The following is a 23,777-nucleotide window of genomic DNA, read 5'->3' as shown; positions in this document are numbered from 1 at the left end:
GGACGGCGTCACGTCCCGCGCCGTATGAGAACCCGGTCGATGCTTCTGCGAACGCCGGATGCCCCCGGGACCTGTCGTGGTCCCGGGGGCATCCGGTTGGTGCGGGTGGCCGTTCAGCAGGTCGGCAGACCCGTGTCCGGCTCGTCGTTGCCGCCTCCGACGAGGAAGATCTCGCTCATGTACGCGGACGGGGCAACGCCCACCGCCGGGGTCTTGACCCACCAGGTGTGCCAGTAGCCGTCGTAGGTCGCCCGGCCGCCCTTGGTCTGGCACAGCACGCTGAGCCAGCCGCCGGCGGGTGACGTCGCGGTGACCGGGGCCTGCGGGTCGGGGGCGGAGCGCAGATTGACGTTCGACCCCCAGATCGGGCACCGGTACCACCCGCGGCGGTCCGGGTCGGGGGTGCAGGGCGCCGAGTCGGCGGCCCGCGCGGACGAGGTGAGGCCGGGGGAGAGGAGCAGCGCGGCGGCCAGAGCTACCGCCGCGGCACCCTTCGTACCGGTGAGGGCGCCGGTCAGCGGCATTCGTCCACCCCCGGCAGCCAGGCGGCGGGGTGGTCGATGTAGATGTTGGTGATGTAGCCGCCGAGCGCCGGGATGAAGGACCAGGCGTTGTTGCTGTAACCCTCGGCGTTGACCGTGTCGCCGCGCTTCTGACACTGCACGAAGACCGCCGTCGGCCCGGTCAGCGTGCGCACGACCGGCGCGTTCAGCTGCGGCTCGGTGCGCACCCGGACCGAGGTGCCCCAGGTGGTGAAGTTGTTGCCGGGGCTGGGCGTCCCGCCACCGCCGCCCGGGGTGCACGGCAGGCTCACACCGCGCGCCGACAGGTAGTCGACGGGGTTCATGCCCCGGCCGGCGGACGACGAAGCGTACGTCCTGAGGTGCAGGTGGTTGCCGCTGGAGACGCCTTCGGAGCCCATGCGCGCGATGTGCTGACCGGCGCTCACCCGCTGGTTCACGAAGACGAGACGCTCGTACATGTGGCCGTACTCGGTGATGGTGCCGTCGTCGTGCTTGATGCGGATCCACTGGCCGTAGCCGCTGGCGGGGCCGGAGGCGATCACGGTGCCCGACCCGGTGGCGTAGATCGCCGTACCGCGGCCGTTGGCGATGTCGACGCCGTCGTGACCGGAGTGCCACCCCTGGGTCACCGTGCCGGCGGCCGGGCAGGAAGCGGCCTCGGCGGCCTTGGCGGGGGCGGCGTCGGCCTGGCCGGCGGCCAGCGGGATCAGCCCGGCCGCGGCGACCGTGGCGACGAGCATGCCGATGGACTTGGAGCGCTTGAGTACGCGCATGACGAAATCTCCTCTGTGGGGAAATGAAGGAAAAGAAGGCAAAGAAGGGGAAGAAGGACGAGCGGGTTGGTTCGGTGGTGTGCCGGTCTCGCGGATCAGCACTCGGGAACCCCGGGCAGCCAGGCCGCCGGGTCCTGGATGTAGATGTTCGAGATCCACGCGTTGTACTTGGGCAGGTACGACCAGGCGTCGTTGGTGTAGCCCTCGGCGGTGACCCTCTCCCCGTGCGCCTGGCAGAGCACGTCCACGGCCGTGGGGCCGGGCAGCCGGGTCACGGGAGGCTTCTGGGTGCTGGGATCCGGACGGAGGCCCACGTTGGTGCCCCAGGTCATGAACCGCTTCGTACCCGCGGGCGGCTGCTCGCCGCCGCCGGCGATGCGCAGGGCGCCCGCGTACTGGGAGTTCAGGCGTACGTCACTGACCATCACGAGCGTCCCGGACTCCCGGGCCTCGACCATCTTGCCGTTGCCGAGGTAGATGGCGATGTGGTGCACACTGCCGAGGTTGGCCGGGTCCGACCCCCACAGCAGCAGATCGCCCGGCTGCAACGGGGCGATCCCCTGGTCGCGGGTGAACCGGGCGGTGGCGCCGCTCCACTTGGCCTGGTTCCACGACCCCTCCGGCAGGGCGATGCCCGCTCCCTGCCAGGCCGCGTACTGCACCAGGTGCGAGCAGTCGAAGCCCTTCACCTGGCTGTCGTGGGCGCCGGGACCGCCGCCGGGGTAGTCCTGACCGAACGTCGGCCCGTGGATGGAGCCGCCGCCCCACGAGTACGGCACCCCGATCTGCGAGCACGCGGCGTTGACGATCGCCTGTGCCTGGGCGGTCGCGGTCGCCAGGGCACGGCATTCGGCGGCGGCCACGGACGTCGAGGGGAGCGGCGATGCGGTGGCCATCGCCGTGCCGGTACAGGTCAACGTGGTGGCGAGCAGCAGTCCTCCTGCCACCGCGAGTGTGCGGTTCGTGCGACGCGTCATGGGTTCCCCCTGGTGTGGTTCGCGTGAGGTGCGGAGCAGCGGTACGGGTGAGCCGTGCGCGGATGGACCGCGTACGGGTGAGTGGTGTCCGATGGTCGGTCGGACCGCCTCATATCGTCGTCGTGCAGGCCGCCGGGGCGGGCAGTGTGGGTCGGCCGCCCACCCTCGTGCCGGGTATCGGGGCGAAGGCCGGTTCGTACGTGTCGAGTGCGGCGCGGATCTTGGCGAGGCCGCGCATCCGGTTGCGCTGCACCGTGCCGCGGTGCGCGCCGAGCCGTTCCCCCGCCATGTCGTGGGTCAGGCCCTCGATGTCGACCAGGATCACGGCGGCCGCCTCCTTGGGGGACAGCCCGCGCAACAGCCCGGTCGCCACCGTCTCGGCCTCCCTGCTCGCGAAGCCGCCGTCCCAGCTCCGTTCCGGCAGCCGGTCGGTGCAGCGCTCCTGGCGCGAGGGATGCCGCCACAGGTCGCGCAGCAGGTTCAGCGCCGCCGCGCAGGTGTAGGCGTACGGCTGGTGCTGACGCGCCAGGGTGTGGGCACGCGCCCGGCGGGAGAGTCTCAGATACGTCTCCTGCAGCAGGTCGTCGGCGTCGTGCGGATTGCCGGTCAGGGCCAGCAGCCGGAGCCGCAGCCTCGGCATCACCGCCGTGAACGCCTCGTCGAACTCGGCCGGGGTCATGTGGTCGGTGATGGTCGTGGTGGTCGTCGTGTTCGCGGTCGTGACTGTTTCGGCGGTTGTGGACGACGTGGTCATCGTCGTCGCGATGCAGGTGTCCTTCACGGTGTTCCCCCGGGGTCTGTCTGTCTCAGACTGCGGTCGGGCAGGTGCCTTCGGACGAGCGGCGCTACGGGTGGCTCAGAGCGGCGGGACCGTACCTGGCGGCGGGCGCCTCGCTCAGCAGCGCCCAGTACCGGTCTCCGTACGACCAGTGCCACCACTCCGTCGGGTAGTTGACGAACCCCGCGGCCGTCATGGCCCGGCCCATCGCCGCCCGGTTGGCCCGGGCGGCGTCGTCGATGTTGAGCGCGGCGGTGCGGCAGCCGCCCTCGCTCTCCTCGGGGGTGGCGTTGACCTCCGTACCGAGGGAGAGCTCGACACCGTCCTCGGTGCACAGCGTCAGATCCACCGCGCCGCCGCTGACGTGCGGGGCGACCTCCGGGGGCGAGATGTACGCGCTGGCCAGCTCGCGTATCCGGTCCGGCCCGGCGTCCGGATGGGCCGTGCGCAGTGTCGCCGCGTACTCGTCGAAGTAGCTGCGCTGCAGCGCGGGGGGCCGGAAGCCCTCCACCATCAGCAGGTGAACGCCCGGGGGCAGCGCGTCCTGCGCGAGCAGGAGCCGGCGCAGCACGTCGGTCCGCAGATGTGCGTACGAGCCGTCGTCGTCGGCCTTCCGTGTGTCGACCCGCAGTGCGGCGACCTCCCGGACGTCGACCAGGGGTTCACCGTTCTCGGCGACACGCGTGGCGGCGACTCGGTGGTCCGAAAGCAGGATGATGTCCGTCACGCTCACAGCGTGGAGGCGGGCTCTGCAGGAACGATGCAGATCCTCTGCAGGACGTATGCAGCGCCGGTACGGAGCGCCTGCAGCGCCGCACATGAGGGGCGTTCCTACGGCGGGGCGGTTACGTCCGTCCACGGGTCGAAAGTCGGACAGTCTTTTCTTCGTATTGGGGGGAATTCTCACCGGAAACCCAGCGAATTCCAGCCACCCGCACTCCCTACCGGTCTGCCGTGAAAAACGGGCGGTCCGGTGCGAGGCATGACTGTCGGCGGGTGCCGGTATGTTGTCCCCGACTGCGGGAACGTGAAATCGGGGGACACGGGTGGACGTTCGCCTTCTGGGTCCGGTCGAGGTGTCGAGCGAGGGACACCGCATTCCGCTGAACGGCGCCAAACCGACGGCGATACTCGCGGCTCTCGTCGTGCATCTCGGTGAGGTGTTGTCCGCCGAGCGGTTGGTCGATCTGACCTGGGAGGAAGAGCCACCCGCCACCGCGCGGGCGCTCGTCGCCTCGCACGTCTCCGGACTGCGCCGCGCCCTGGCCGGTACGCGCGCCGGCGACGCCATCCGCACCCGCTCCCCGGGTTATGTCGCCGAGTTCCCGCCCTCCGCCGTGGACGCCCGGCGCTTCGAGGAGGCGTTCGCAGCCGGTCGGAGTGCGGCCCTCGCCGGGCGGGCCGAGGAAGCCGTCGACACCCTGCAGGCGGCGTTGGGTCTGTGGCGCGGCCGGGACGCCCTGGAAGGGGTCGGCCAGTCCTTCGCCCGTGTCGAGGCCATGCGTCTGACGGAACTCCGGCTCGAGGCGAAGGAGTTCCGCTTCGCCGCCGAGCTGGACCTGGACCGTGGCACGGATCTCGCCGCCGAACTCGTCGCCCACGTCGCCGCCCACCCCCTCCGAGAGCGCCCGCGCGGCCAGCTGATGACCGCCCTGTTCCGTACCGGCCGGATGCCCGACGCGCTGCGCTGCTACGACGAGGGCCGCCGCCTGCTCCGTACGGAACTGGGCGTCGACCCCGGCCCGGAACTGCGCGCGCTGCACCAGGCCCTGCTCCGGGCGGACACGACCGTGCTGGGAGCACCGGCCCGCCGAACGGCCACGCCCTCGGGGAAGGCACCCGGACACGCGGAGGCGGCGGCTCCCCCGCGCCCGGACGAAGACACCCCGTCACACCACCGTTTCGAGCAGTCCCACGACGACACAGGTCGTCCGGCGCCCTCCCAGCTCCCTCCCGACGTCGCCGACTTCATAGGCCGCACCGAGCAGATCGCGTGGGCGACCGCTCTCCTGGAGGGGGTGCGGAACCCGCTGCGTACCGCGCCGCCCATCGGGGTGATCTCCGGCCGGTCGGGCACCGGCAAGACCGCCCTGGCCGTCCACGTCGGCCACCGCACCGCCGAGCTCTTCCCCGACGGACAGCTCTTCGTGGACCTGCGCGCCTCGGACTCCGAGCCGGTACGGACCGCGGACGCCCTGGCCCGGCTGCTGCGCGCCCTCGGGGTGGACTCCGAGACCCCGGCGCGCGACGAGGAGGACCTCCTCGGCCTGTACCGCACGCACATCGCGCGCCGCCGGGTCCTGCTCATCCTCGACAACGCCGTCAGCGAAGCCCTGCTGCGCCCGCTGCTCCCACCGGGCGGCGGCTCGGCCGTGCTGATCACCGGCCGCCGCCGGCTCGTCGCCCTGGAAGGCGCCGCCCACCTCGATCTGGGTGTGCCCTCCGAAGCGGAGGCACTGGACCTGCTGGCCCGCGTCGCCGGACCGACACGGCCCAGCCTGGAGCCCGACCGGGCCGCCGAGATCGTCGCGCTGTGCGGCCGTCTCCCGCTCGCCGTCCGCGTCGCCGGCGCCCGTCTGGCCGCCCGCCCCCACTGGACACCGGCACGGCTCGCGTCCCGCCTCCGGGACGAGCGCCGCCGCCTGGACGAACTGCAGGCGGGCGACCTGGAAGTGCGCGCGAGCCTCGGACTCGGCTACGCGGACCTCGACACGCAGGAGCAGCGTGCCCTGCGCCGCCTGGCCCTGATGGATCTGCCCGACTTCGCCGCCTGGGTCGCCGGGCCGCTCCTCGACGTGGGCGAGGACGACGCGGAGGACGCGGTCGAGCAGCTCGTGGACTGCCACTTCGTGGAGGTCGTACGCACCGACGAGACGGGCAGAACGCGCTACCGCATTCACGACCTGGCGCGCGAGTACGCCCGGGAACGCTGTCTGGCCGACGAGACCCGGCAGGACCGGGAGACGGCGGTCCAACGGCTGGTCGACCGCTGGCTGGTCATGGCCCGCAGCGCGGCGGCCCACGGACCGGGCGGCGCGTCGCGGCTCCTCCCGGTCACCACGACGGGCGGGTCCCCACATGTCGCGGACGACCCGGCACCGCTCACGGAACCGTCGGCACACCTGGAGGGTGAGCCGGCCGCGTGGTTCGCGGCCGAACAGCGGTGTCTGCTGGCCGCGGTCACCCACTGCGCGGAACACGGGATGTTCGACGCGGCGCGCGGACTCGCCGCCACCCTCATGGCCGCCTCCGCGGCCCTCTACAACCAGTTCGACGCCTGGTCCCACTCCCACGACGTGGCCCTGGAGGCGGTGCGCCGCGGCGGGGACGTCGAGGGCGAGGCCCGGCTGCTGAACGGTCTCGGCCAACTCCGCCTGGAACAGGACCGCTTCGACGAGGCTCACGCGTTCTTCGCGGCGGCACTGCACCTGTTCGAGGAGCGCTCCGTACGAAGCGGCCGTGCGGACGCGTGGGCCGGCATGGGCGCGGCCCGCCGCGAACAGGGCCGCTTCGACGAGGCACTGACCCTGCTGACCTCGGCCCTCGACCAGTACCGGGAGCCGGAGGACATCGCGGCCATGGCCCATGTGCTGTACGGCATCGGATACGTCCACCGGGAACAGGGCCGCGACGACGAGGCATGGGAGGCCCTGTCCCGCGCGCACCGGCTGTACGTGACCGCCTGGGACCGGCACGGTGAAGCGCTCGCGCTGCGCTCACTGGGCCTGTGTCACCGGGCGCGGGGTGACATGCCGAGTGCGGAGACGCTGCTGCGGCAGTCCCTCGCCATCTTCGAGGAGACGGACGACGTCTTCGGCGTCATGTACGCGAGTCAGTCCCTGGCCAAGGTCGAGTTCCGGCAGGGCCGGATGACCGAGGCCCGGCAGCGTCTCGACCGGTGTCTGGAGACCACCCGCGAGCGCCAGGACATCTTCGGCGAGGCCCTCGTCCTGCGCACCATCGGCGAGTGGCATCTCGCCGCGTCCGACTGGGAGAGCGCGTCCGAGACCCTGCGACGGGCTCTCGGACTGTGGGACAAACTGGATCTGCCGCTGTGGCGCGCCCGCACCCTGCGGGACCTGGCCCGCGCCGAACGGGCCAGGGGCGCGGCCGGAACGGGGCGCGAGCTGGAGGACGAGGCGTACGGGATCTTCCTCCGACTCGGCAGCCGCGAGGCGCGGGAACTCCCGGAGCCGTAGGACGCGCGCCGGGAAAAAATTGCGAACAGGTCCGCGACACCGTCATACGGGCACGCATCCCCTTCCGTCACAGAGCCGAACAGGAAACATCCACGGCCAAGGGGAAAACAATGGCGAAGACCTCCACCAGACTGGCGGCGATGGGGCTGGCGCTCGGCGCGGCCCTCACCCTCCTCGGCACGACGGGCAGTGCGCACGCTGCCGCACAGGCTTCCGGCACCACCCTGCAGCCCAACAGCAACGTCCGGGCGGAGCCCAACACCAGCAGCCGTGTCTTGGGCACCACCACGAGCCAGGCCCTGATGTATATCGTGTGCTTCAAGCACGCCCAGTACGTGAAGGTCGGCAACTACGGCACTGACGTCTGGTACTACGGCGACGTCGACGACCGGGGCACGAACCCGATGACCTGGTACCACAACCCGTGGGTGTGGGGCGGCAACGTGAACGTGGGCGCCGACCCGGCCCCCGGCATCCGCGAGTGCTCATGACCAGGCGAAGTGTGTCGACCGCGGCTGCCGGGCTCGTGCTCGGCGTCGCCGGGACCGCCGGGGCCGCGCCCTCCGGTTCCTCCCGGCTACGCGATGACCGTGCAGCCGAACAGCAACCTGCGCGAAGCCCCCAACACGAGCAGCCGGATCGTGCGCACCACGATTCGGGAGTTGGAGGGCGGCATCGAGTGCTACACGCGCGGTCAGTACGTGAAGGTCGGCAACCACGGCACCAACGTCCGGTACCTCGGCACGGTCCTTGAGACCGGCATCGGCCAGTTCCTCAACGACGTGTGGATGTGGGGCGGCAACGTCAACGTCGGTGCCGACCCGGCCCCCGGCATCCCCGTCTGCTGACCGGTTCACCCCGCCCGATCCCTCTGCGCATGTCGCCCCCGAGGCCTCCGTCCTGTACGGAGACTCGGGGGCGCGGTCGTGTGCGGGACGATGCACAGCTCGGGTCCTAGTACGGCAGGATGCGGCCCGAGGGCGTCCTGCGGTCGATGGGGAGGTCGCGGGGCGAAGGAGCGCTGGGCCGACGAATGACGCGGATGCGGGTCTGGCGGTTCATAACGCCTCCTCATGGCTCGCGGTTCCTGGGTCATGCCCTGATCGCCCGTACCTGATACCTGTTCTTGTGTGACTTCCTTGTGTCATGACGCCCCAGGCGGCCTCAGCAGGGGACAAACCGCGTAAGTATGCTCGGGGCATGACCGAAAGCACCGCGCCGGACCTCGATCCCGAGGACCGCAAGATCGTCACCCTCGCCCGCTCCGCCCGGGCCCGCAACGGCGTCCCCGAGGGGGCGGCCGTACGGGACGAGACCGGGCGTACGTATGTCGCCGGGACGGTCTCCCTCGACTCGCTGAAGCTGAGCGCGCTGCGGACGGCCGTGGCCATGGCGGTGGCGTCCGGCGCGAATTCGCTGGAGGCGGCGGCGGTCGTGACCGCCGCGGCGGAGGTCCCGGCGGAGGACCTGGCGGCCGTACGGGATCTGGGCGGACCTGCGACCCCCGTGCATGTGGCCGCGCCGGACGGAGTCGTACGGGTGACGGTGTCCGCCGGGTGAGGTGAGCCCCGGGCGCCTGGGCGAGGGTTGTTCTTCGGCCACTTTCGCGGCGCCCCGCAAGAACCCGTCGAGCGTCTCTTGCAATCGCGAGCAACCCACGCATCAATGGAACCCGCTCTTCCGACGGACCGTCAGATTCCCCCGCGCGGCGCCCCGCACCCGCCCCGCGGCTGACCGCACCCGGCCGCCGTACCCCCCACATCGCAATTCCCCACATGGCAATTCCCGTACCAGGGAAGGGAATCCGATCGATGAGAAGCACGTCAGTACGCCCGCCTGCGCGCAGGCGGTTCGGTATCGGTGCGGTACTCGCGGCGGGCTCGCTCGCCGTCACCGGTCTGGCCTTCGCTCCGGCAGCCGCGGCCGTCGCCCCCACCTCCGCGACGGTCGCCTACAACTGCGGTCTGTTCGGCGGCGGTTCGACGGTCCTCACCGCCACTCAGGCCGGCACCTCGGCCACGATCACCGTCAGCTCGAACATCACCGCCCCGCTCCCTCTCGCCGCCGACTCGATCGCCTCCACGCTGACCCTGGCGAAGGCGACCGGCGGTACCACCGCCTTCACCGGCACCAAGAACCCGGCAACGGCCACCGGTGCCACGGTCACCGTCGGCCCGCTGACCGGCACCGTCGCCTCCGGCGACAGCCTGGAAGCGGGCGGCGGCACCCTCAAGATGGTGCTCTTCGGCATCACCGTGACCTGTAACCCGACCGCAAACCAGTCACCGGGACCGTTCGTCTACGAGTGACGGGCCCGCTTGACCGCACCTCCTCAGGTGAAACGACCGGCGTCGCCCGCTCCACGGCGGCGTCGGTCATTTGCCATCGTGAACTGATGGGTCGTCAGTTCACTTGCCGCGGCTGCACGTGGGTCCGGGGGCCAGTCCCCCGGAAAGGAGCAGCATTCCGTGAGATTGCATTGACTTCTCACACGGCCTGCACATCAATGGCCCCCTGTCGGCGCAGATGAGCCGCTGCGCCCGCATCCCTCAGAGGGGGCAACCATGGCCAACACGGCATCCATGGGTTCGACCGGTCGAAGACGACGCCTGGCCGCACTGCTCGGGGCGACCGCGCTGGCGGTCACCGCGGGCGGTGCGCTGGCCGTCCCGGCCGGAGCAGTCACCACGGCGTCCGCCGCCGTGGACTACGCCACGCACTGCGTACCGCCGCCGATCGCGGGCCTTCCGCCGATCGACGGCACCACCACCGGGCAGATAACGGTGGACAACGCCACGCCCAAGGTCGGCGACACCGTCACCGTGACGTACACGGTGGTCAAGCCCGCCGCCAGCAACCCCACCGATCTCGCCCTGCCCGCCGACATCATGACGCCCACCGGAAAGGTCACCCTGGGCGGAGCGCAGACCGGCACCCTCACCGTCGCGGGGCCCAAGAAGAACGACCCCGTGCCCGGCAAGGGCGCCTTCCCGCCCTTCTCGATGACCGGCACCTTCACCGTCACCGCGCCCGGCGCGATCACCCTCTCGCCCGGCGACTACAACATCCACACCAGCTACATCCTTGAGCTGGACACCCCGTGCACGCTCATCACCCCGCCCGCGCCCGTCTCCGAGACGATCACGGCAACGGACGGGACCCAGACCAACACCCGTGCCATCACGCTGGGTTCGGCCTCCGGGGCACCCGGAGCCGGGGTCGCCGTGAGCGGCGCCAACTTCACCCCCGGTGCCACGGTCACGCTCGCCGGCCGGTCCGGGTCCGCCCAGACCGCCGACACCGCGACCGTGACCGCCAACTCCCAGGGCTCCTTCAGCGGCACCCTCGCCGTCAGCGACAAGACGACGACCGGGGTCGTGGCGTACGAGGGCAGCGCGTGGAGCGACAGCAAGGGCGCCGGTCCGGCCGCCTACGTCGTCATCGACGACACGCCCGTTCCCGACAACAGCCAGAAGCTCACCACCACCGTCAAGGCCGGTGACCTGTCCATGACCCAGGCCGGGGACGCCGTCCAGTTGAAGACGGTCGACTTCGGCAAGGGCGGGCCGTCCACGGGCTCGCTGCAGACAGTGACCGTCAAGGACTTCCGCGGCGGACCCGCGGGCTGGTCCCTAACAGGCAAGGTCACCGACTTCACCGGACCCGGCGCCAAGATCGATGCCGGCAAGCTCAGTTGGACCCCGGCCTGCGCCACCAAGGCCGGAAGTCCCAGCACCTGCCGGCCAGGGTCCCCCGGTGCGGTGGGCGGTACGGGAGCCACCCTGGCCTCCGCACCCGACGGGGCGGTCACCGGCGGTGAGTTCACCGTCGACGCCGGACTGTCGCTGGACGTACCGGCGTTCACCCCGCCGGGCTCGTACTCCGGCGTCCTGACCCTCACCCTCACCTGAGCACCGTCCGTCCGGACAACGCTCATCCGAACATTCCCATCCGAACTACCAGTTCCTGAAAACCCGGTTCCTGAACAACCAGCACATGAACTACCAGTACCTGAACGGCCGTTCGTCATCCGGTGGCCGGGCGCGCACCCGCCCGCCCACCTACCTCTTCCGTGGGGGTCCGCACCCATGCGTAAGCCGTACGTCCTTCTCGCGCTGCCCATGCTGCTGCTGGCGGCGCTCGGTGCGTCACTCCTGACGCCCGCCCCCGCCCGAGCCGCCGACAACGGCAGTTGGTCGGTCTTCCCCATCGCCTCCGCCGTGGCACAGCGCCCGTACTTCTACCTCTCCGCCGATCCCGGCACGACCGTCCAGGACAAGGTCACCGTCTCCAACAAGACGGGCGAGCCGCTCACCTTCCGGCTGTACGCGGCCGACGCCTACAACACCGCCCGCGACGGCGGGTTCGCGGTACGCACCCTCGACGAGAAGCAGCGCGGCGTCGGCGCCTGGGCGCGGCCCGCGAAGCCCCGGGTCACCGTGCCCCCGCACAAGTCGGTCACCGTCCCCTTCACCCTCCGGGTGCCCGAAGGGGCCGAACCCGGCGACCACGTGGGCGCGTTGGTCGCCCTCGACGAACGGATCGACGCGGGCGACGGCTCCCTGGCACTCGGGGTGCAGCGGGCGGTCGGAGCGCGGGTCTATCTGCGGGTGAACGGGCCGGCCGTCTCCGCGATCGCCGTCGAGCGGGTCCGGATCAGCCACCACCAGCCGCTCGTCCCCGGCCTCGGCGACAGCACCGCCACGATCTCCTACACCCTCCACAACACCGGGAACGTCACTCTCGACCCCCGGGTGGAGGTGCGGGCACAGGGCTTGTTCGGCCGTACGCTGCTCGCCCGCGACCTCACCAGGATCCCCTCCGAGCTGCTGCCCGGCCAACGGGTCCGGCTCACCGAACCCTGGCACGGCGCACCCCAACTCGACTGGGGCGACATCACGTTGACGGCGTCCGCCAAGGACACCCGAGAGTCGGCGAGCGTGTCCTTCTTCGCGCTGCCGTGGCTCATGGCGGTGGTGCTGGTCGTGTTCGGCGCGGTGGGGACCGTACTGGCGGTCAGGGCACGCAGGGCGCGGCCCGGAAAGCGCGGGCGGCGCGCCGATCACGCCCAGGCCGCCTAGGGCATACTCCGCCGGGCTCTAGTCGCGGCCCAAAGCCCGGCGCAGTATGCCCTTCTTCCCGGCGGGGGGTTCGGCGGGCGGGGTCTCCCGCGACCCCACGAGCTGCGCGACGGATATCCGCACGTGCTTCGTGGCGGTCCTGGGCTCGTCCCGGCCCTCGAACCAGAACTCCCGGCTGAGTTCGACGAGCCAGCTCGTCTCGGACGTACGGAACGAGAGGTAGCCGTACAGCGCCCCGCCGCCCGGTTGGTCGTCCGCGTAGGAGAGGCTCAACTCCTCGGCACGGGACAGGGCTTGTTCCCTCCCGCCGTCGACGTGCAGCTTCTCGTCGAGACTCCAGGTGGAGTCGCTGTGACCCGCCGACATCCTCTCGACGAGCACGTACCACCCGCCACCGGGCCCCCCGATCACGGCGCGTCCCCCCTCAGAGCGCGTCCGGGCCGCGTTCGCCCGTCCGCACCCGTACGACCGTCTCGACGGGCAGCGCCCACACCTTGCCGTCGCCGATCTTGCCCGTCCGCGCGGCCCTGACGATCGCCTCGACGGCCGTCTCGGCGTCCGCGTCGTCGACGACGACCTCGATACGGACCTTGGGGACGAGGTCGACCTGGTACTCGGCGCCGCGGTACACCTCGGTGTGCCCGCGCTGGCGCCCGTACCCGCTGGCCTCGGTCACGGTCAGACCGTGTACGCCGACTTCCTGGAGCGCGGTCTTGACCTCGTCGAGGCGGTACGGCTTGACGATCGCGGTGATGAGCTTCATACCTGGCTCTTGACCTTCTGCGCGGAGGGGTGGACCGGGGAGTGGGCGGGGGAGTGGGCGAGGGAGCGAACGGAGGACGGGACCGGGGCTCCGTGGCCCAGGACGCCGTGATCGTATGCCGTCCGGGCGTGCCACCGTAAGGTCGTCGCCGGTGTGCCGTGGACCCGTCGGAGGGCCCTGGCGGGGCTCTGCGTGCGGTGGGGCCCCGTGGATCAGGGACAATGGGCGCCATGAGTGTTCGTACACCGTCATCCGAGCCGACCGAGCCGACCGTTCCGTCGGGCGGATCGGCCGCGCACCGCGCCGGCTTCGCCTGCTTCGTGGGCCGCCCCAACGCGGGCAAGTCCACCCTCACGAACGCTCTGGTCGGCCGGAAGGTGGCGATCACCGCGGACCAGCCGCAGACGACGCGGCACACCGTACGGGGCATCGTGCACCGCCCGGACGCGCAGCTGATCCTGGTCGACACCCCGGGGCTCCACAAGCCGCGCACGCTGCTGGGCGAACGCCTGAACGACGTGGTGCGTACGACCTGGGCCGAGGTGGACGTCATCGGCTTCTGCCTCCCGGCGAACGAGAAGCTCGGCCCCGGTGACCGTTTCATCGCGAAGGAACTGGCGGCGATCAAGAAGACGCCGAAGATCGCGATCGTGACGAAGACCGACCTGGTCGAGGGCAGGGCACTGGCCGAGCAGCTCATCGCGATCGACCAGCTCGGCCGGGAACTCGGCTTCGAGTGGGCCGAGATCGTGCCCGTCTCGGCGGTCGCCGACAAGCAGGTGGACCTGCTGGCAGACCTGCTCGTGCCGCTGCTGCCCGAGGGCCCGCCGCTCTACCCGGAGGGCGACCTCACGGACGAGCCGGAGCAGGTCATGATCGCGGAGCTGATCCGGGAGGCGGCGCTGGAGGGCGTACGCGACGAGCTCCCCCACTCGATCGCGGTCGTGGTCGAGGAGATGATCCCCCGCGAGGACCGCCCCGCCGACAAGCCGCTCCTCGACATCCACGCGTTCGTCTACATCGAGCGGCCCAGCCAGAAGGGCATCATCATCGGCCCGAAGGGCAAGCGGCTGAAGGACGTCGGCATCAAGAGCCGGAAGCAGATCGAGGCGCTGCTGGGCACGCCGGTCTTCCTGGACCTGCATGTGAAGGTCGCGAAGGACTGGCAGCGGGATCCTCGCCAGCTGCGGAAGCTCGGGTTCTGACGGGCTCTCCTCCCCACTGGCCCGCCTGTTTCCCGTCTGTTTGCGCACGCTCTTGAAGCTGGCGCCGCGGGTTGGCGTTTCCCGTCCAGGCGGTATGCCTGCGGTACTCCTGCGGTGTCCCTCAAGCGCCGGTCGGCACTCCCAGCCCGTCTGGGGGTCCTCCTCTGGGGGAGTTCGAGGGCGAGCGCGGTCAGCGCGACAGGGAGTCCGGGGCGGCAGGGGGCCCGGCACCGGATCGTCGGGCCGGGCCGCTCCGGCCCAGGTCAGTCCACCCCCCGGATCCGTCCCACCAGCACCGCCCCCGCCAGCCCGATCACCGCGGCCACCAGATACAGCACCCGGTACCCGCCCAGATACGTCACGATCGGTGCCGCGAGGGCCGGCGCCGCCACCTGGGGCAGGGCGTTGGCGACGTTGATCACACCGAGGTCCTTGCCCCGGTCCAGCGCCTTCGGCAGGACATCCGTCATCAGGGCGAAGTCGACCGACGTGAAGACGCCGAAGCCGACCCCGAGGACCGCCGCCGCGACGATCGCCCCCGGCCAGGTCTGCCAGCCGGCCAGCATCGCCGTCGCCACCGCCATCAGCACGCCCGACCAGAGCACGAACGGCTTGCGGCGGCCCACCCGGTCCGACCAGGCCCCGCCGACGACGACGGTGGCGAGCAGCGTCACACCGTTCACCGCCGTCAGGACCAGGACGCCCTGCTCGGGGTCGGAGTGGTCGAGGCGGTCGCGCAGGTAGTACAGGAGGTACAGCAGCACCAGCGCGTTGCTCAGGTTGATCAGGAAACGGGTCAGCCACGCCCAGCCCAGGTCCGGATAACGCCGCGGGCTCAGCCAGAACCCGGCCAGGAAGGTCCGCCAGGACCACGCGGGCAGGTCCGCGACCGCGAGCCGCAGATCCTTGTGCCGCAGGACGTACGGCAGCACACCCAGCAACGTGAACGCCGCGCATGCCGCGTAGCCGGCGCCCACCCCGCCCACCGCTGTCGCCAGGCCCGTCCCACCGACCACGCCGAGGATCTGCGCGACACCCAACCAGCCTCCCACGGAGCCTCGTTGGAGCCGGGGGACGCGGTCGGGGACGGCGGCCGTGACGGCGGCGAAGGCCGCGTTCAGGGCCAGCTGGACCAGGCACCACCCCGCCACCATCGTCCACAGCCCGCCCGCCCCCGCCAGCAGCAGCAACGCCAGCGCACCTCCCACCGCGCCGGCCACGATCCACGGCGTACGGCGCCCCCACCGTGACGTCGTACGGTCCGACAGCGCGCCGAAGAACGGGTTCGCCGCCAGCGACACCAGGGCACCCGCCCCCGCCACCCACGCCAGCAGGGTCTCCTTCGACATCCCGGTGCCGGGCGCGAAGTCCTCGGCCTGGGAGGCGAGAAGGATCTGCAGCGGCCCGAACCAGCCCACCCAGATCGCCCCGTTGGCGAGCGAGAGCGAGGCGGTCCACCCCCGCCCGACCCGCTCCACGGGCTCGGCGAGCGCCGCGGACGTCCCCGTGGCCTCCTCCGCCCCCTCGGCCGTCGTCACTCCTGGGTCACCCGTCCCGCCTGTCCCTGCTTCTCCTGCTGCGCCCGAAGGAGATCCCTGAACCAGCCGTACGAAGCCTTGGGTGTCCGGGTCAGCGTGGTGGGGTCCGCGAAGTCCACGTGGACCAGCCCGAACCGCCGCGCGTACCCCTCCGCCCACTCGAAGTTGTCCAGCAGAGACCACACGAAGTAGCCGCGCACATCCACACCCGCCTCCAACGCCCGGTGCAGGGCCCGGACATGACCGTCCAGGTAGGCGATGCGGTCCTGGTCGTCGAGCCCCTCGTACGAGCAGCCGTTCTCGGTGATGACGACGGGCGGCAGCCGGTCGCCGTAGCGGTCCCGGAAGGTGCCGAGCAGCTCCGTCAGGCCCTCGGGTACGACGGGCCAGCCGAAGTCCGTCACCGGGACGTCCTCGATCTCCTGGACGGAGAAGGGGAGTTCGGCCGGGATCGTCATTCCGCCGAACTCGATGTCGGCGCCCTGCGGTGCGCCCACCTTCGTCGGCGCGTAGTAGTTGACGCCGTAGAAGTCGAGCGGCTCGCCGATCACCTTCAGGTCGGCCTGCACGTCGCCCGGCATCAACTCGCCCAGACCGTCCGGGTACTGGCCCAGGAGGATCGGGTCGGCGAACAGCCGGTTGAGGAGGAGGTCGTAGAAACCGGCCGCCTCCAGGTCCGCCGGCTCCTGCGACGCCGGCCAGGTCGGCCCGTGCGAGTTGGCGATCCCGATGTCGGTGGCGCCGGCGGCCCGCAGTGCCCGTACGGCCAGACCATGGCCGAGGAGTTGGTGGTGGGCGGCCGGGAGCGCGTCGAACATCAGCTGCTTCCCCGGCGCGTGCGCGCCCAACGCGTGCCCGAACAGGGTGTGTTCGGCGGGCTCGTTGAGCGTGATCCACTTGTTCACCCGGTCGCCGAGCCGCTCGGCGACGACGGACACGTACTCGGCGAACCTGGACGCCGTGTCCCGCTCCAGCCAGTCCAGGTCCACCGGCAGGTCCCAGTGGAAGAGGGTCGGGACGGGACGTACGCCCGCCGCGCACAGCTCGTCCACCAGCCGGTCGTAGAAGTCCAGGCCGCCGGGGGAGTTCACGCGGGGCCAGGAGACGGAGAAGCGGTACGCGTCCACGCCGAGGCCGGCCAGCAGGGCCACGTCCTCGGGGTAGCGGTGGAAGTGGTCGCAGGCCACCGCCGCCGTCGAGCCGTCCTTCACACGTCCGGGCTCGGCCGTGAAGGTGTCCCACACGGACTGTTCACGCTGGTCCGCCGCGCCCTCGATCTGGTGCGCCGAGGTGGACACGCCCCACAGGAAGCCGGCCGGGAACTGGGGTATTGGGTTGGTCGCCATGCGCCGGATCATCGGTACCGGGGGTAACGGGTGTCAACGGGCCTGGGTGACGATGCGGTCACACCCTGTCCGTCGGCACCCGCGACACCCGTTATGCCCCCTCTTTCAACACCCTTGAGATCAGCTTCCGTTGCTCTTCGGTGAGCCGGGGATCGGCGCAGTACACCGTCTTCCCGTCCACCGTGATCTCGTAGCGGAAACCGTCCGGCACCCCGGCCGGCGGGGCGCTCCCGCCGGCCGCGACCGCCTGATCGGCCAGGGCGTGCCACTCGGCGGCATCGGGCCGCCCGGAGGTGTCCACCTCGGCACAGCGCTCGATGCCCGCGAACCCGCCCGTACGTCTCACCTGAATACGCATGGGTCCTGTCTAGTACGAGAACGACTCCAGTACGAGCGCCGTGTGCCGTGTGACGTGTGCCGTGTGACGTGTGACGTGTGACGTGTGACGTGGGACGTGGGACCGGTGCCGGGTGCCGGTGCGGCCGGAACGGGTCCGTACGGCTACAGGCGGGCCCGGGGTGTGATGGGCACTCCGACCCGCTCCCAGGCCTTCAGCACGGCCTGGAGTTCCTCACCGTCGCCGTAGCGCTCTTTCGCGGTGGCCACGGTCAGCTGGGCGAAGTCGTCGAAGAACGCCTTCTCCTTCAGCTCGCCGCCGGTGAGCACGTCGTACCAGATCTGCCCGGCCCGTTCCCACGCGTTGCCGCCGAGCGTGGTGGCGACGATGTAGAAGGCGTGGTTGGGGATGCCGCTGTTGATGTGGACGCCGCCGTTGTCGCGGCCGGTGCGGACATAGCCGTCCATGGTCGCGGGCTGCGGGTCCTTGCCGAGCACGTCGTCGTCGTACGCGCTGCCCGGTGACTTCATGGAGCGCAGGGCCGTGCCGCTGACGCTCGGGGCGAGCAGGCCCGCGCCGATCAGCCAGTCGGCCTCGGCGGCGGTCTGGCCGAGCGAGTACTGCTTGATGAGCGAGCCGAAGACGTCCGACATCGACTCGTTGAGGGCGCCGGGCTGGCCGTAGTACGTGAGGTTCGCCGTGTGCTGGGTGACGCCGTGGGTGAGCTCGTGGCCGATGACGTCGATGGAGTGGGTGAAGTCGACGAAGATCTCGCCGTCGCCGTCGCCGAACACCATCTGCTTGCCGTCCCAGAAGGCGTTGTTGTAGCCCTCGTCGTAGTGGACGGTCGCGTCGAGGGGCAGGCCGTCGCCGTCGATCGAGTGGCGCTGGTAGGCCTTGAGGTAGAGGTCGAAGGTGGCGCCGAGGCCGGCGTAGGCGCGGTTGACGCTGGCGTCCCGGCCGGGCTCGGAGCCCTCGGCGCGCACCTTCGTGCCGGGCAGCGCGGTGCGGTGCTCGGCGTCGTAGATCGTGCGCAGCGGCTGGTCGGAGGGCGCCCGCACGGCCGGGGCGGCGCGCAGGCCGTACTCGGCGGCGAGGCTGCGCCTGGTCCGGTTCTCGGCGTCGAGCAGCAGCGTGTGCTGTGCGGGGCCGGAGACGGCAGGGTCCTCGTGGCGGGCGAGTGTGTTGAGGATGTGCGGTGGGACGATGGTGCAGAAGACGGGCTCAGAGCCCCCGTTTGTCGTCATGCCCGGCACCCTTGCACCGAGTCATAGGGCTGTCACTACCCGCAACCATGATTGGTGAATACCGGGACAAGGAGCCCATCGTTCGGTGACGCAGTGGTATGTGCTGAGCGGCGCCGAGTGGCGACGGGTGGCGCCGAGTGGGATGGCGCACTTTTTGCCCCTTTTGTTCTCCCACTCCCGCATACTGATGGTCCCGCATAGTGATACAGGCCCGCGCGTCCGGCGCGGCTCGGCTACAGTGCGGAGCATCATGCGTTTCGGGCTGCTCCTCCTTAGCTGCCGCGGCGAGGGCCTGTAAGTAGAGGCCGACCCCCTCCCCGCGGAGTCTGGCGTTGCGCCGTCGGCCGTCCTTCAGGACACCACGAGGAGCCCACGCATCATGGCCCACAGTGCCAATCGCCAGCAGCCCACCTCCATGCCGATCCACAAGTACGGCCGGTACGAGCAGGTCGACATCGCCGACCGCACCTGGCCCGGAAACCGGATCACCGTCGCTCCCCGCTGGCTCTCCACCGACCTGCGCGACGGCAACCAGTCCCTGATCGACCCCATGTCCCCCGCCCGCAAGCGTGCGATGTTCGACCTGCTGGTGAAGCTGGGCTACAAGGAGATCGAGGTCGGCTTCCCTGCCTCCGGGCAGACGGACTTCGACTTCGTCCGCTCGATCGTCGAGGAACCGGGCGCGATCCCGGACGACGTCACCATCTCCGTACTGACCCAGGCCCGCGAGGACCTGATCGAGCGGACCGTCGAGTCCCTGAAGGGCGCCAAGCGCGCCACGGTCCACCTGTACAACGCGACCGCCCCCGTCTTCCGCCGGGTCGTCTTCCGCGGCTCCAAGGACCAGATCAAGCAGATCGCCGTCGACGGCACACGGCTGGTCATGGAGTACGCCGAGAAGCTGCTGGGCCCGGAGACGGAGTTCGGCTACCAGTACTCGCCCGAGATCTTCACCGACACGGAGCTGGACTTCGCGCTGGAGGTCTGCGAGGCGGTCATGGACGTCTGGCAGCCCGGCCCGGGCCGCGAGATCATCCTCAACCTGCCCGCCACGGTGGAGCGTTCGACCCCGTCGACGCATGCGGACCGCTTCGAGTGGATGGGCCGCAACCTGACCCGCCGCGAGCACGTCGTCCTGTCGATCCACCCCCACAACGACCGCGGTACCGCCGTCGCCGCCGCCGAACTGGCGCTGATGGCCGGCGCCGACCGCGTCGAGGGCTGTCTCTTCGGCCAGGGCGAGCGCACCGGCAACGTCGACCTGGTCACCCTGGGCATGAACCTGTTCTCGCAGGGCGTCGACCCGCAGATCGACTTCTCCGACATCGACGAGATCCGTCGTACGTGGGAGTACTGCAACCAGATGGAGGTCCACCCGCGCCACCCGTACGTGGGCGACCTGGTCTACACGTCCTTCTCCGGCTCCCACCAGGACGCCATCAAGAAGGGCTTCGACGCCATGGAGGCCGACGCCGCCGCGAAGGGCGTCACCGTCGACGACATCGAGTGGGCGGTCCCGTACCTGCCGATCGACCCGAAGGACGTCGGCCGGTCCTACGAGGCCGTGATCCGGGTCAACTCCCAGTCGGGCAAGGGCGGTATCGCGTACGTCCTGAAGAACGACCACAAGCTGGACCTGCCGCGCCGGATGCAGATCGAGTTCTCCAAGCTGATCCAGGCGAAGACGGACGCCGAGGGCGGCGAGGTCATGCCGAAGGACATCTGGACGATCTTCCGGGACGAGTACCTGCCGAACCCCGAGAACCCCTGGGGCCGTATCCAGGTCAGCACCGGCCAGTCGACCACCGACAAGGACGGCGTGGACACCCTCACCGTCGAGGCCGAGGTCGACGGTGTCGAGACCACCCTGGTGGGCACGGGCAACGGCCCGATCTCGGCGTTCTTCCACGCCCTGCAGGGTCTGGACATCGACGCCCGGCTCCTGGACTACACCGAGCACACGATGAGCGAGGGCGCCTCCGCGCAGGCCGCCTCCTACATCGAGGTCGCCATCGGCGACAAGGTCCTGTGGGGCATCGGCATCGACGCCAACACGACCCGCGCCTCCCTGAAGGCGGTCGTCTCCGCCGTCAACCGCGCGAGCCGCTGACTCACCCGACCGGTTGGTTTCCCGCCCTGTCCGCCCTCAGTGGCGGGCGGGGCGGCCGTCGTTTACCGGCCAAACCAGGGGTCGGTCATGGGCAGGTCTGGTCCTGGGTACTGACTACGCATCAACAATGTGGCTAACATCACGCCAGCGCGGCGGTGTTGCCGGTGGGGGTACCTCCCGCGCCCTGCAACAGGCAGTGGGGGAGTTACCGGAGGTGCGAAGTGCTCCCAGGACGGGGACGATACGGCCGGGACGGCCGAGCCGTGCGTGGAGGCCGGACGGCACGCGTCCTGGGCTCCCGTACGGTCTGGGCCGGTGTCGGTGACGGCGAGTTCTTCTGCCCCGGTTGCGGCGGAGACCGCAACTACCAGCGCCTGACGGGCCGTCGCCGCTTCACCTTTCTCGGCGTACCGATCTTGCCGCGCGGCGAGACCGGCCCGGTCGTCGAATGCGCCGCCTGCCAGAGCCACTTCGGCACGGACGTCCTCGACCACCCCACCACGACCCGCTTCTCCGCGATGCTCCGGGACGCGGTCCACACGGTCGCCCTCGCGGTCCTCGCCGCCGGAGGCACCCACGCCCGCCTCGCCCTGGAGACGGCGGTGACCGGCGTCCGCGCGGCCGGTTTCGACGACTGTACGGAGGACCAGCTGGCGGCCCTGGTGGACGCGCTGGCCGCCGACACGGGCCGCCTCTTCGGCCCTCCGTGCGGCCCCGGCCTCGCCATAGAGCTCCACGAGGCCCTGGACCCCCTGGCCCCCCACCTGGCCGCCCCCGGCCGCGAATCGATTCTCCTCCAGGGCGCCCGCATCGCCCTGGCCGACGGCCCGTACACACCGGCGGAACGCGACGTCCTGGCCACGGTCGGCGCGGCACTGACGATCTGCGGGGACGACGTGACCCGGCTGCTGGCGGCGGCGGCACGCACGCCGTCCTAGGCGCCTCTCCGGGGCTTCTCCCGGGCCTTTCCGCTCCTTTCTCGGGCCTCTGGGGCCTTCCGATTCCGCGTCGCGTACTCCCCGGGGAGTAATACGGCCTGAGGGTCACCCCGGGTAGTACTGCCGAACTCGCCCTCCCACGCGACGAATCCGCCCCGAATGCCTGTCGGAACGGGAACGCGGGGTGCTGAGGCTGGTCGCGCGCGGCCTCAACAACACGGAGATCGCGGAGACCCGGGGCCTGAGCCCACTGACCGCGAAGACCTACGTCAGCCGGATCATGGGGAAGCTGGGCGTGCGGGACCGGGCGCAACTGGTGATCGTGGCGTACGAGTCGGGGATGGTGACGCCGGGGGCGGGATGAGGTATCGAGGGGCCGAGGGCAAGTGGCGCAAAGGGGTGGGGTGGGCGTGCGGGTACGTATGTTCCTTACGTGCCCTGCATGGTGACGACCCGTCAGCGGGGTTACTGTCGCCTCCACTCACCCCCTCTCACTTCCTGTCATCCCCTGTCGCCTGGCTGCCGGCACGCACCCGGCAGCCAGGCACCCGCACCCCTCGTCCCCCCACTCCACTCCGCAAGGGAGAGCGATGACGCCCCTGAGCCGTATCCTGCTCGCCGCGACCACCGGCGCGGCCCTGATCGCCGGCACCGGCATCGGCACCGACCTCACCGCGACAACGGCCCAGGCGGCCACCCGCTCCTCCTGCACCTCGTCCGTCCCGTACGTCGCGGGCCAGGGCGGCTACGACACCTACCGCATCCCCGCCACCGTCAAGACACGCAAGGGCACCGTCCTGGCCTTCGCCGAGGGCAGACACAACGGCGCGGGGGACAGCGGCAACATCGACGTGGTCCTGCGCCGCTCCACGGACGGCGGCTGCACCTGGGGCCCGCTGTCGGTGGTCGCGGCCGGGGGCGGTGACACGCGGGGCAATCCGGCGCCGGTGGTGGACGAGAAGACGGGCCGCATCGTCCTGGTGACGTCGTACAACGACGGCGCGGTGACGGAGGCCCAGATCATGCGCGGCGAGGCGACGCCGCAGCAGAGCCGCAGGGTCTTCGTCCAGACCAGTTCCGGCACGAGCGACGGCCGCCGCTTCACGCCCCCGCGCGACATCACGGCTCAGACGAAGCTGCACAACTGGCGCTGGTACGCGACGGGCCCGGGCCACGCGCTCTACCTGGCGAAGGGCCCGCACGCGGGCCGGATCGTGATCCCGTCCAACCACTCGGCGGCCCCACCGGCGGGTTCTGCCGACACCGGCCAGGAGTCCAAGTACTACGGCGGCCACGCGATCTACAGCGACAACGCCGGCCGAACCTGGCACCTGGGCTTTATCGACGACTCGTACGACGGCATCGAGAACGCCAACGAGACGAGCGCGGCCCAACTCCCGGACGGCAGGCTGTACTTCTCGTCCAGAGACCAAAACGGCCTGATGCCGGGAAACCGGCTGGACTCCTATTCCAGCGACGGCGCGGAGTCCCTGGACCGCCCGTACACCGTCCAGCCCACTCTGAACGACGTCCCGATCGTCCAGGGCAGCGTGCTTCAGCTGCGGGGCGCCGGCTCGGACGCGTTGCTGTTCTCGGGGCCTTCGGAACCCACGGCTCGGCGGTCGATGGCCATCTGGCGGAGCGGGGACGGCGGAGAGACGTTCGAGAAGGCGGCGACCCTGTCGAATCGGCGGGCGGCCTACTCGGATCTTGTGCGCGTGGACCGGGCGGTGCTGGGGGTGTTGTACGAGACGGGGACAGAGGGGACTTACGAGTCGATCGAGTTTCGGCGGGTGTTGGTGGGTGGGGTGGGCTGAGCAGACCTCACCAAGTGGTCGGTCGGCGCTTCCGGCAGGGACCACCAATGCGTCGACTGGCCGGTCACGCCCGTGATCATGTCTTACTGATCGTTTCAGAATGCTGTCCTGCGGAGACGCTGGCGGCCCCATGGAACAATCTCT

General features: G+C 70.7%; 22 protein-coding genes and 1 pseudogene. 12 read left to right on the top strand and 11 right to left on the bottom strand.

What is annotated here, in order from left to right; genetic code table 11:
* Positions 1-113: 113 nt before the first annotated feature.
* From IEY89_RS20275 to IEY89_RS20255, 5 genes are all read right to left on the bottom strand, one after another.
* Positions 114-524: an SH3 domain-containing protein gene (locus IEY89_RS20275; protein ID WP_189148865.1), complete on the bottom strand. Its 411-nt coding sequence runs from the start codon at positions 522-524 to the stop codon at positions 114-116.
* Positions 515-1,297: a M23 family metallopeptidase gene (locus tag IEY89_RS20270; protein ID WP_189148864.1), complete on the bottom strand. Its 783-nt coding sequence runs from the start codon at positions 1,295-1,297 to the stop codon at positions 515-517. Before IEY89_RS20270 ends, IEY89_RS20275 begins: the two co-directional genes overlap by 10 nt.
* Before the next feature lie 95 nt (positions 1,298-1,392).
* Positions 1,393-2,274 carry a C40 family peptidase gene (locus tag IEY89_RS20265; RefSeq protein WP_189148863.1) on the bottom strand — a complete coding sequence of 294 codons (882 nt, stop codon included), beginning with the start codon at positions 2,272-2,274 and terminating at the stop codon, positions 1,393-1,395.
* Between the two features lie 109 nt (positions 2,275-2,383).
* Complete coding sequence (locus IEY89_RS20260) at positions 2,384-3,055, bottom strand: RNA polymerase sigma factor (protein ID WP_373287266.1); 672 nt, start codon at positions 3,053-3,055, stop codon at positions 2,384-2,386.
* Positions 3,056-3,119: 64 nt separating this feature from the next.
* Positions 3,120-3,779, bottom strand: coding sequence for a M15 family metallopeptidase (locus tag IEY89_RS20255; protein ID WP_189148862.1), 660 nt, complete (start codon positions 3,777-3,779; stop codon positions 3,120-3,122).
* A gap of 319 nt (positions 3,780-4,098) precedes the next feature.
* Between IEY89_RS20255 and IEY89_RS20250 the strand changes: the two genes are divergently transcribed.
* From IEY89_RS20250 to IEY89_RS20220, 7 genes are all read left to right on the top strand, one after another.
* A complete protein-coding gene (locus tag IEY89_RS20250; protein WP_189148861.1) occupies positions 4,099-7,251 on the top strand; it encodes an AfsR/SARP family transcriptional regulator in 3,153 nt (1,050 codons plus the stop codon).
* A gap of 110 nt (positions 7,252-7,361) precedes the next feature.
* The gene (locus tag IEY89_RS20245; RefSeq protein ID WP_189148860.1) at positions 7,362-7,742 is read left to right on the top strand and encodes a hypothetical protein; all 381 of its coding nucleotides are present in this window, start codon (positions 7,362-7,364) and stop codon (positions 7,740-7,742) included.
* A 93-nt stretch (positions 7,743-7,835) separates the two neighbouring features.
* Complete coding sequence (locus tag IEY89_RS20240; RefSeq protein WP_189148859.1) at positions 7,836-8,099, top strand: hypothetical protein; 264 nt, start codon at positions 7,836-7,838, stop codon at positions 8,097-8,099.
* Between the two features lie 352 nt (positions 8,100-8,451).
* Positions 8,452-8,811, top strand: coding sequence for a cytidine deaminase-like protein (locus tag IEY89_RS20235; protein WP_189148858.1), 360 nt, complete (start codon positions 8,452-8,454; stop codon positions 8,809-8,811).
* 251 nt (positions 8,812-9,062) lie between these two features.
* Positions 9,063-9,560, top strand: coding sequence for a hypothetical protein (locus IEY89_RS20230; protein ID WP_189148857.1), 498 nt, complete (start codon positions 9,063-9,065; stop codon positions 9,558-9,560).
* A gap of 273 nt (positions 9,561-9,833) precedes the next feature.
* Positions 9,834-11,162 carry a WxL domain-containing protein gene (locus IEY89_RS20225; RefSeq protein WP_189149015.1) on the top strand — a complete coding sequence of 443 codons (1,329 nt, stop codon included), beginning with the start codon at positions 9,834-9,836 and terminating at the stop codon, positions 11,160-11,162.
* 177 nt (positions 11,163-11,339) lie between these two features.
* The gene (locus IEY89_RS20220; RefSeq protein WP_189148856.1) at positions 11,340-12,332 is read left to right on the top strand and encodes a WxL protein peptidoglycan domain-containing protein; all 993 of its coding nucleotides are present in this window, start codon (positions 11,340-11,342) and stop codon (positions 12,330-12,332) included.
* An 18-nt stretch (positions 12,333-12,350) separates the two neighbouring features.
* On the opposite strand, the gene IEY89_RS20215 is transcribed toward IEY89_RS20220, so the two are convergent.
* Both IEY89_RS20215 and IEY89_RS20210 read right to left on the bottom strand, forming a co-directional pair.
* Positions 12,351-12,743: a hypothetical protein gene (locus IEY89_RS20215; RefSeq protein WP_189148855.1), complete on the bottom strand. Its 393-nt coding sequence runs from the start codon at positions 12,741-12,743 to the stop codon at positions 12,351-12,353.
* Between the two features lie 13 nt (positions 12,744-12,756).
* Entirely contained in the window at positions 12,757-13,095 is a 339-nt protein-coding gene (locus IEY89_RS20210; RefSeq protein ID WP_189148854.1) for a P-II family nitrogen regulator, read from the bottom strand.
* 221 nt (positions 13,096-13,316) lie between these two features.
* Here IEY89_RS20210 and era point away from each other — a divergent pair, with 221 nt between their 5' ends.
* Positions 13,317-14,300, top strand: a complete 984-nt coding sequence (gene era, locus IEY89_RS20205) for a GTPase Era (RefSeq protein WP_189148853.1) — start codon at positions 13,317-13,319, stop codon at positions 14,298-14,300.
* Between the two features lie 263 nt (positions 14,301-14,563).
* On the opposite strand, the gene IEY89_RS20200 is transcribed toward era, so the two are convergent.
* The 4 genes from IEY89_RS20200 to IEY89_RS20185 form a co-directional block, all read right to left on the bottom strand.
* A complete protein-coding gene (locus IEY89_RS20200; RefSeq protein ID WP_229695327.1) occupies positions 14,564-15,838 on the bottom strand; it encodes an MFS transporter in 1,275 nt (424 codons plus the stop codon).
* A complete protein-coding gene (locus IEY89_RS20195; RefSeq protein ID WP_373287265.1) occupies positions 15,835-17,196 on the bottom strand; it encodes a GH1 family beta-glucosidase in 1,362 nt (453 codons plus the stop codon). The genes IEY89_RS20200 and IEY89_RS20195 overlap by 4 nt, the downstream gene beginning before the upstream one ends.
* A 79-nt stretch (positions 17,197-17,275) precedes the next feature.
* Positions 17,276-17,542: a protealysin inhibitor emfourin gene (locus tag IEY89_RS20190; protein ID WP_189148851.1), complete on the bottom strand. Its 267-nt coding sequence runs from the start codon at positions 17,540-17,542 to the stop codon at positions 17,276-17,278.
* A 143-nt stretch (positions 17,543-17,685) separates the two neighbouring features.
* Complete coding sequence (locus tag IEY89_RS20185; protein WP_189148850.1) at positions 17,686-18,768, bottom strand: M4 family metallopeptidase; 1,083 nt, start codon at positions 18,766-18,768, stop codon at positions 17,686-17,688.
* A gap of 379 nt (positions 18,769-19,147) precedes the next feature.
* Between IEY89_RS20185 and leuA the strand changes: the two genes are divergently transcribed.
* The 4 genes and pseudogenes from leuA to IEY89_RS20165 all read left to right on the top strand — a co-directional run bounded on the left by leuA (position 19,148) and on the right by IEY89_RS20165 (position 23,633).
* Positions 19,148-20,878: a 2-isopropylmalate synthase gene (gene leuA, locus IEY89_RS20180; protein WP_189148849.1), complete on the top strand. Its 1,731-nt coding sequence runs from the start codon at positions 19,148-19,150 to the stop codon at positions 20,876-20,878.
* Between the two features lie 221 nt (positions 20,879-21,099).
* Complete coding sequence (locus IEY89_RS20175) at positions 21,100-21,816, top strand: TerB family tellurite resistance protein (protein ID WP_189148848.1); 717 nt, start codon at positions 21,100-21,102, stop codon at positions 21,814-21,816.
* Positions 21,817-21,970: 154 nt separating this feature from the next.
* Positions 21,971-22,180: pseudogene (locus IEY89_RS20170) on the top strand (response regulator transcription factor); the annotation flags it as partial.
* Positions 22,181-22,406: 226 nt separating this feature from the next.
* Positions 22,407-23,633: a sialidase family protein gene (locus tag IEY89_RS20165; RefSeq protein WP_189148847.1), complete on the top strand. Its 1,227-nt coding sequence runs from the start codon at positions 22,407-22,409 to the stop codon at positions 23,631-23,633.
* Positions 23,634-23,777: the final 144 nt, after the last annotated feature.

Origin of the sequence: Streptomyces lacrimifluminis, assembly GCF_014646095.1 — a bacterium.
Classification (GTDB): domain Bacteria; phylum Actinomycetota; class Actinomycetes; order Streptomycetales; family Streptomycetaceae; genus Streptomyces; species Streptomyces lacrimifluminis.
The sequence above is the reverse complement of the archived record's forward strand: the minus strand, read 5'-3'. Positions and strand labels throughout refer to the sequence as shown.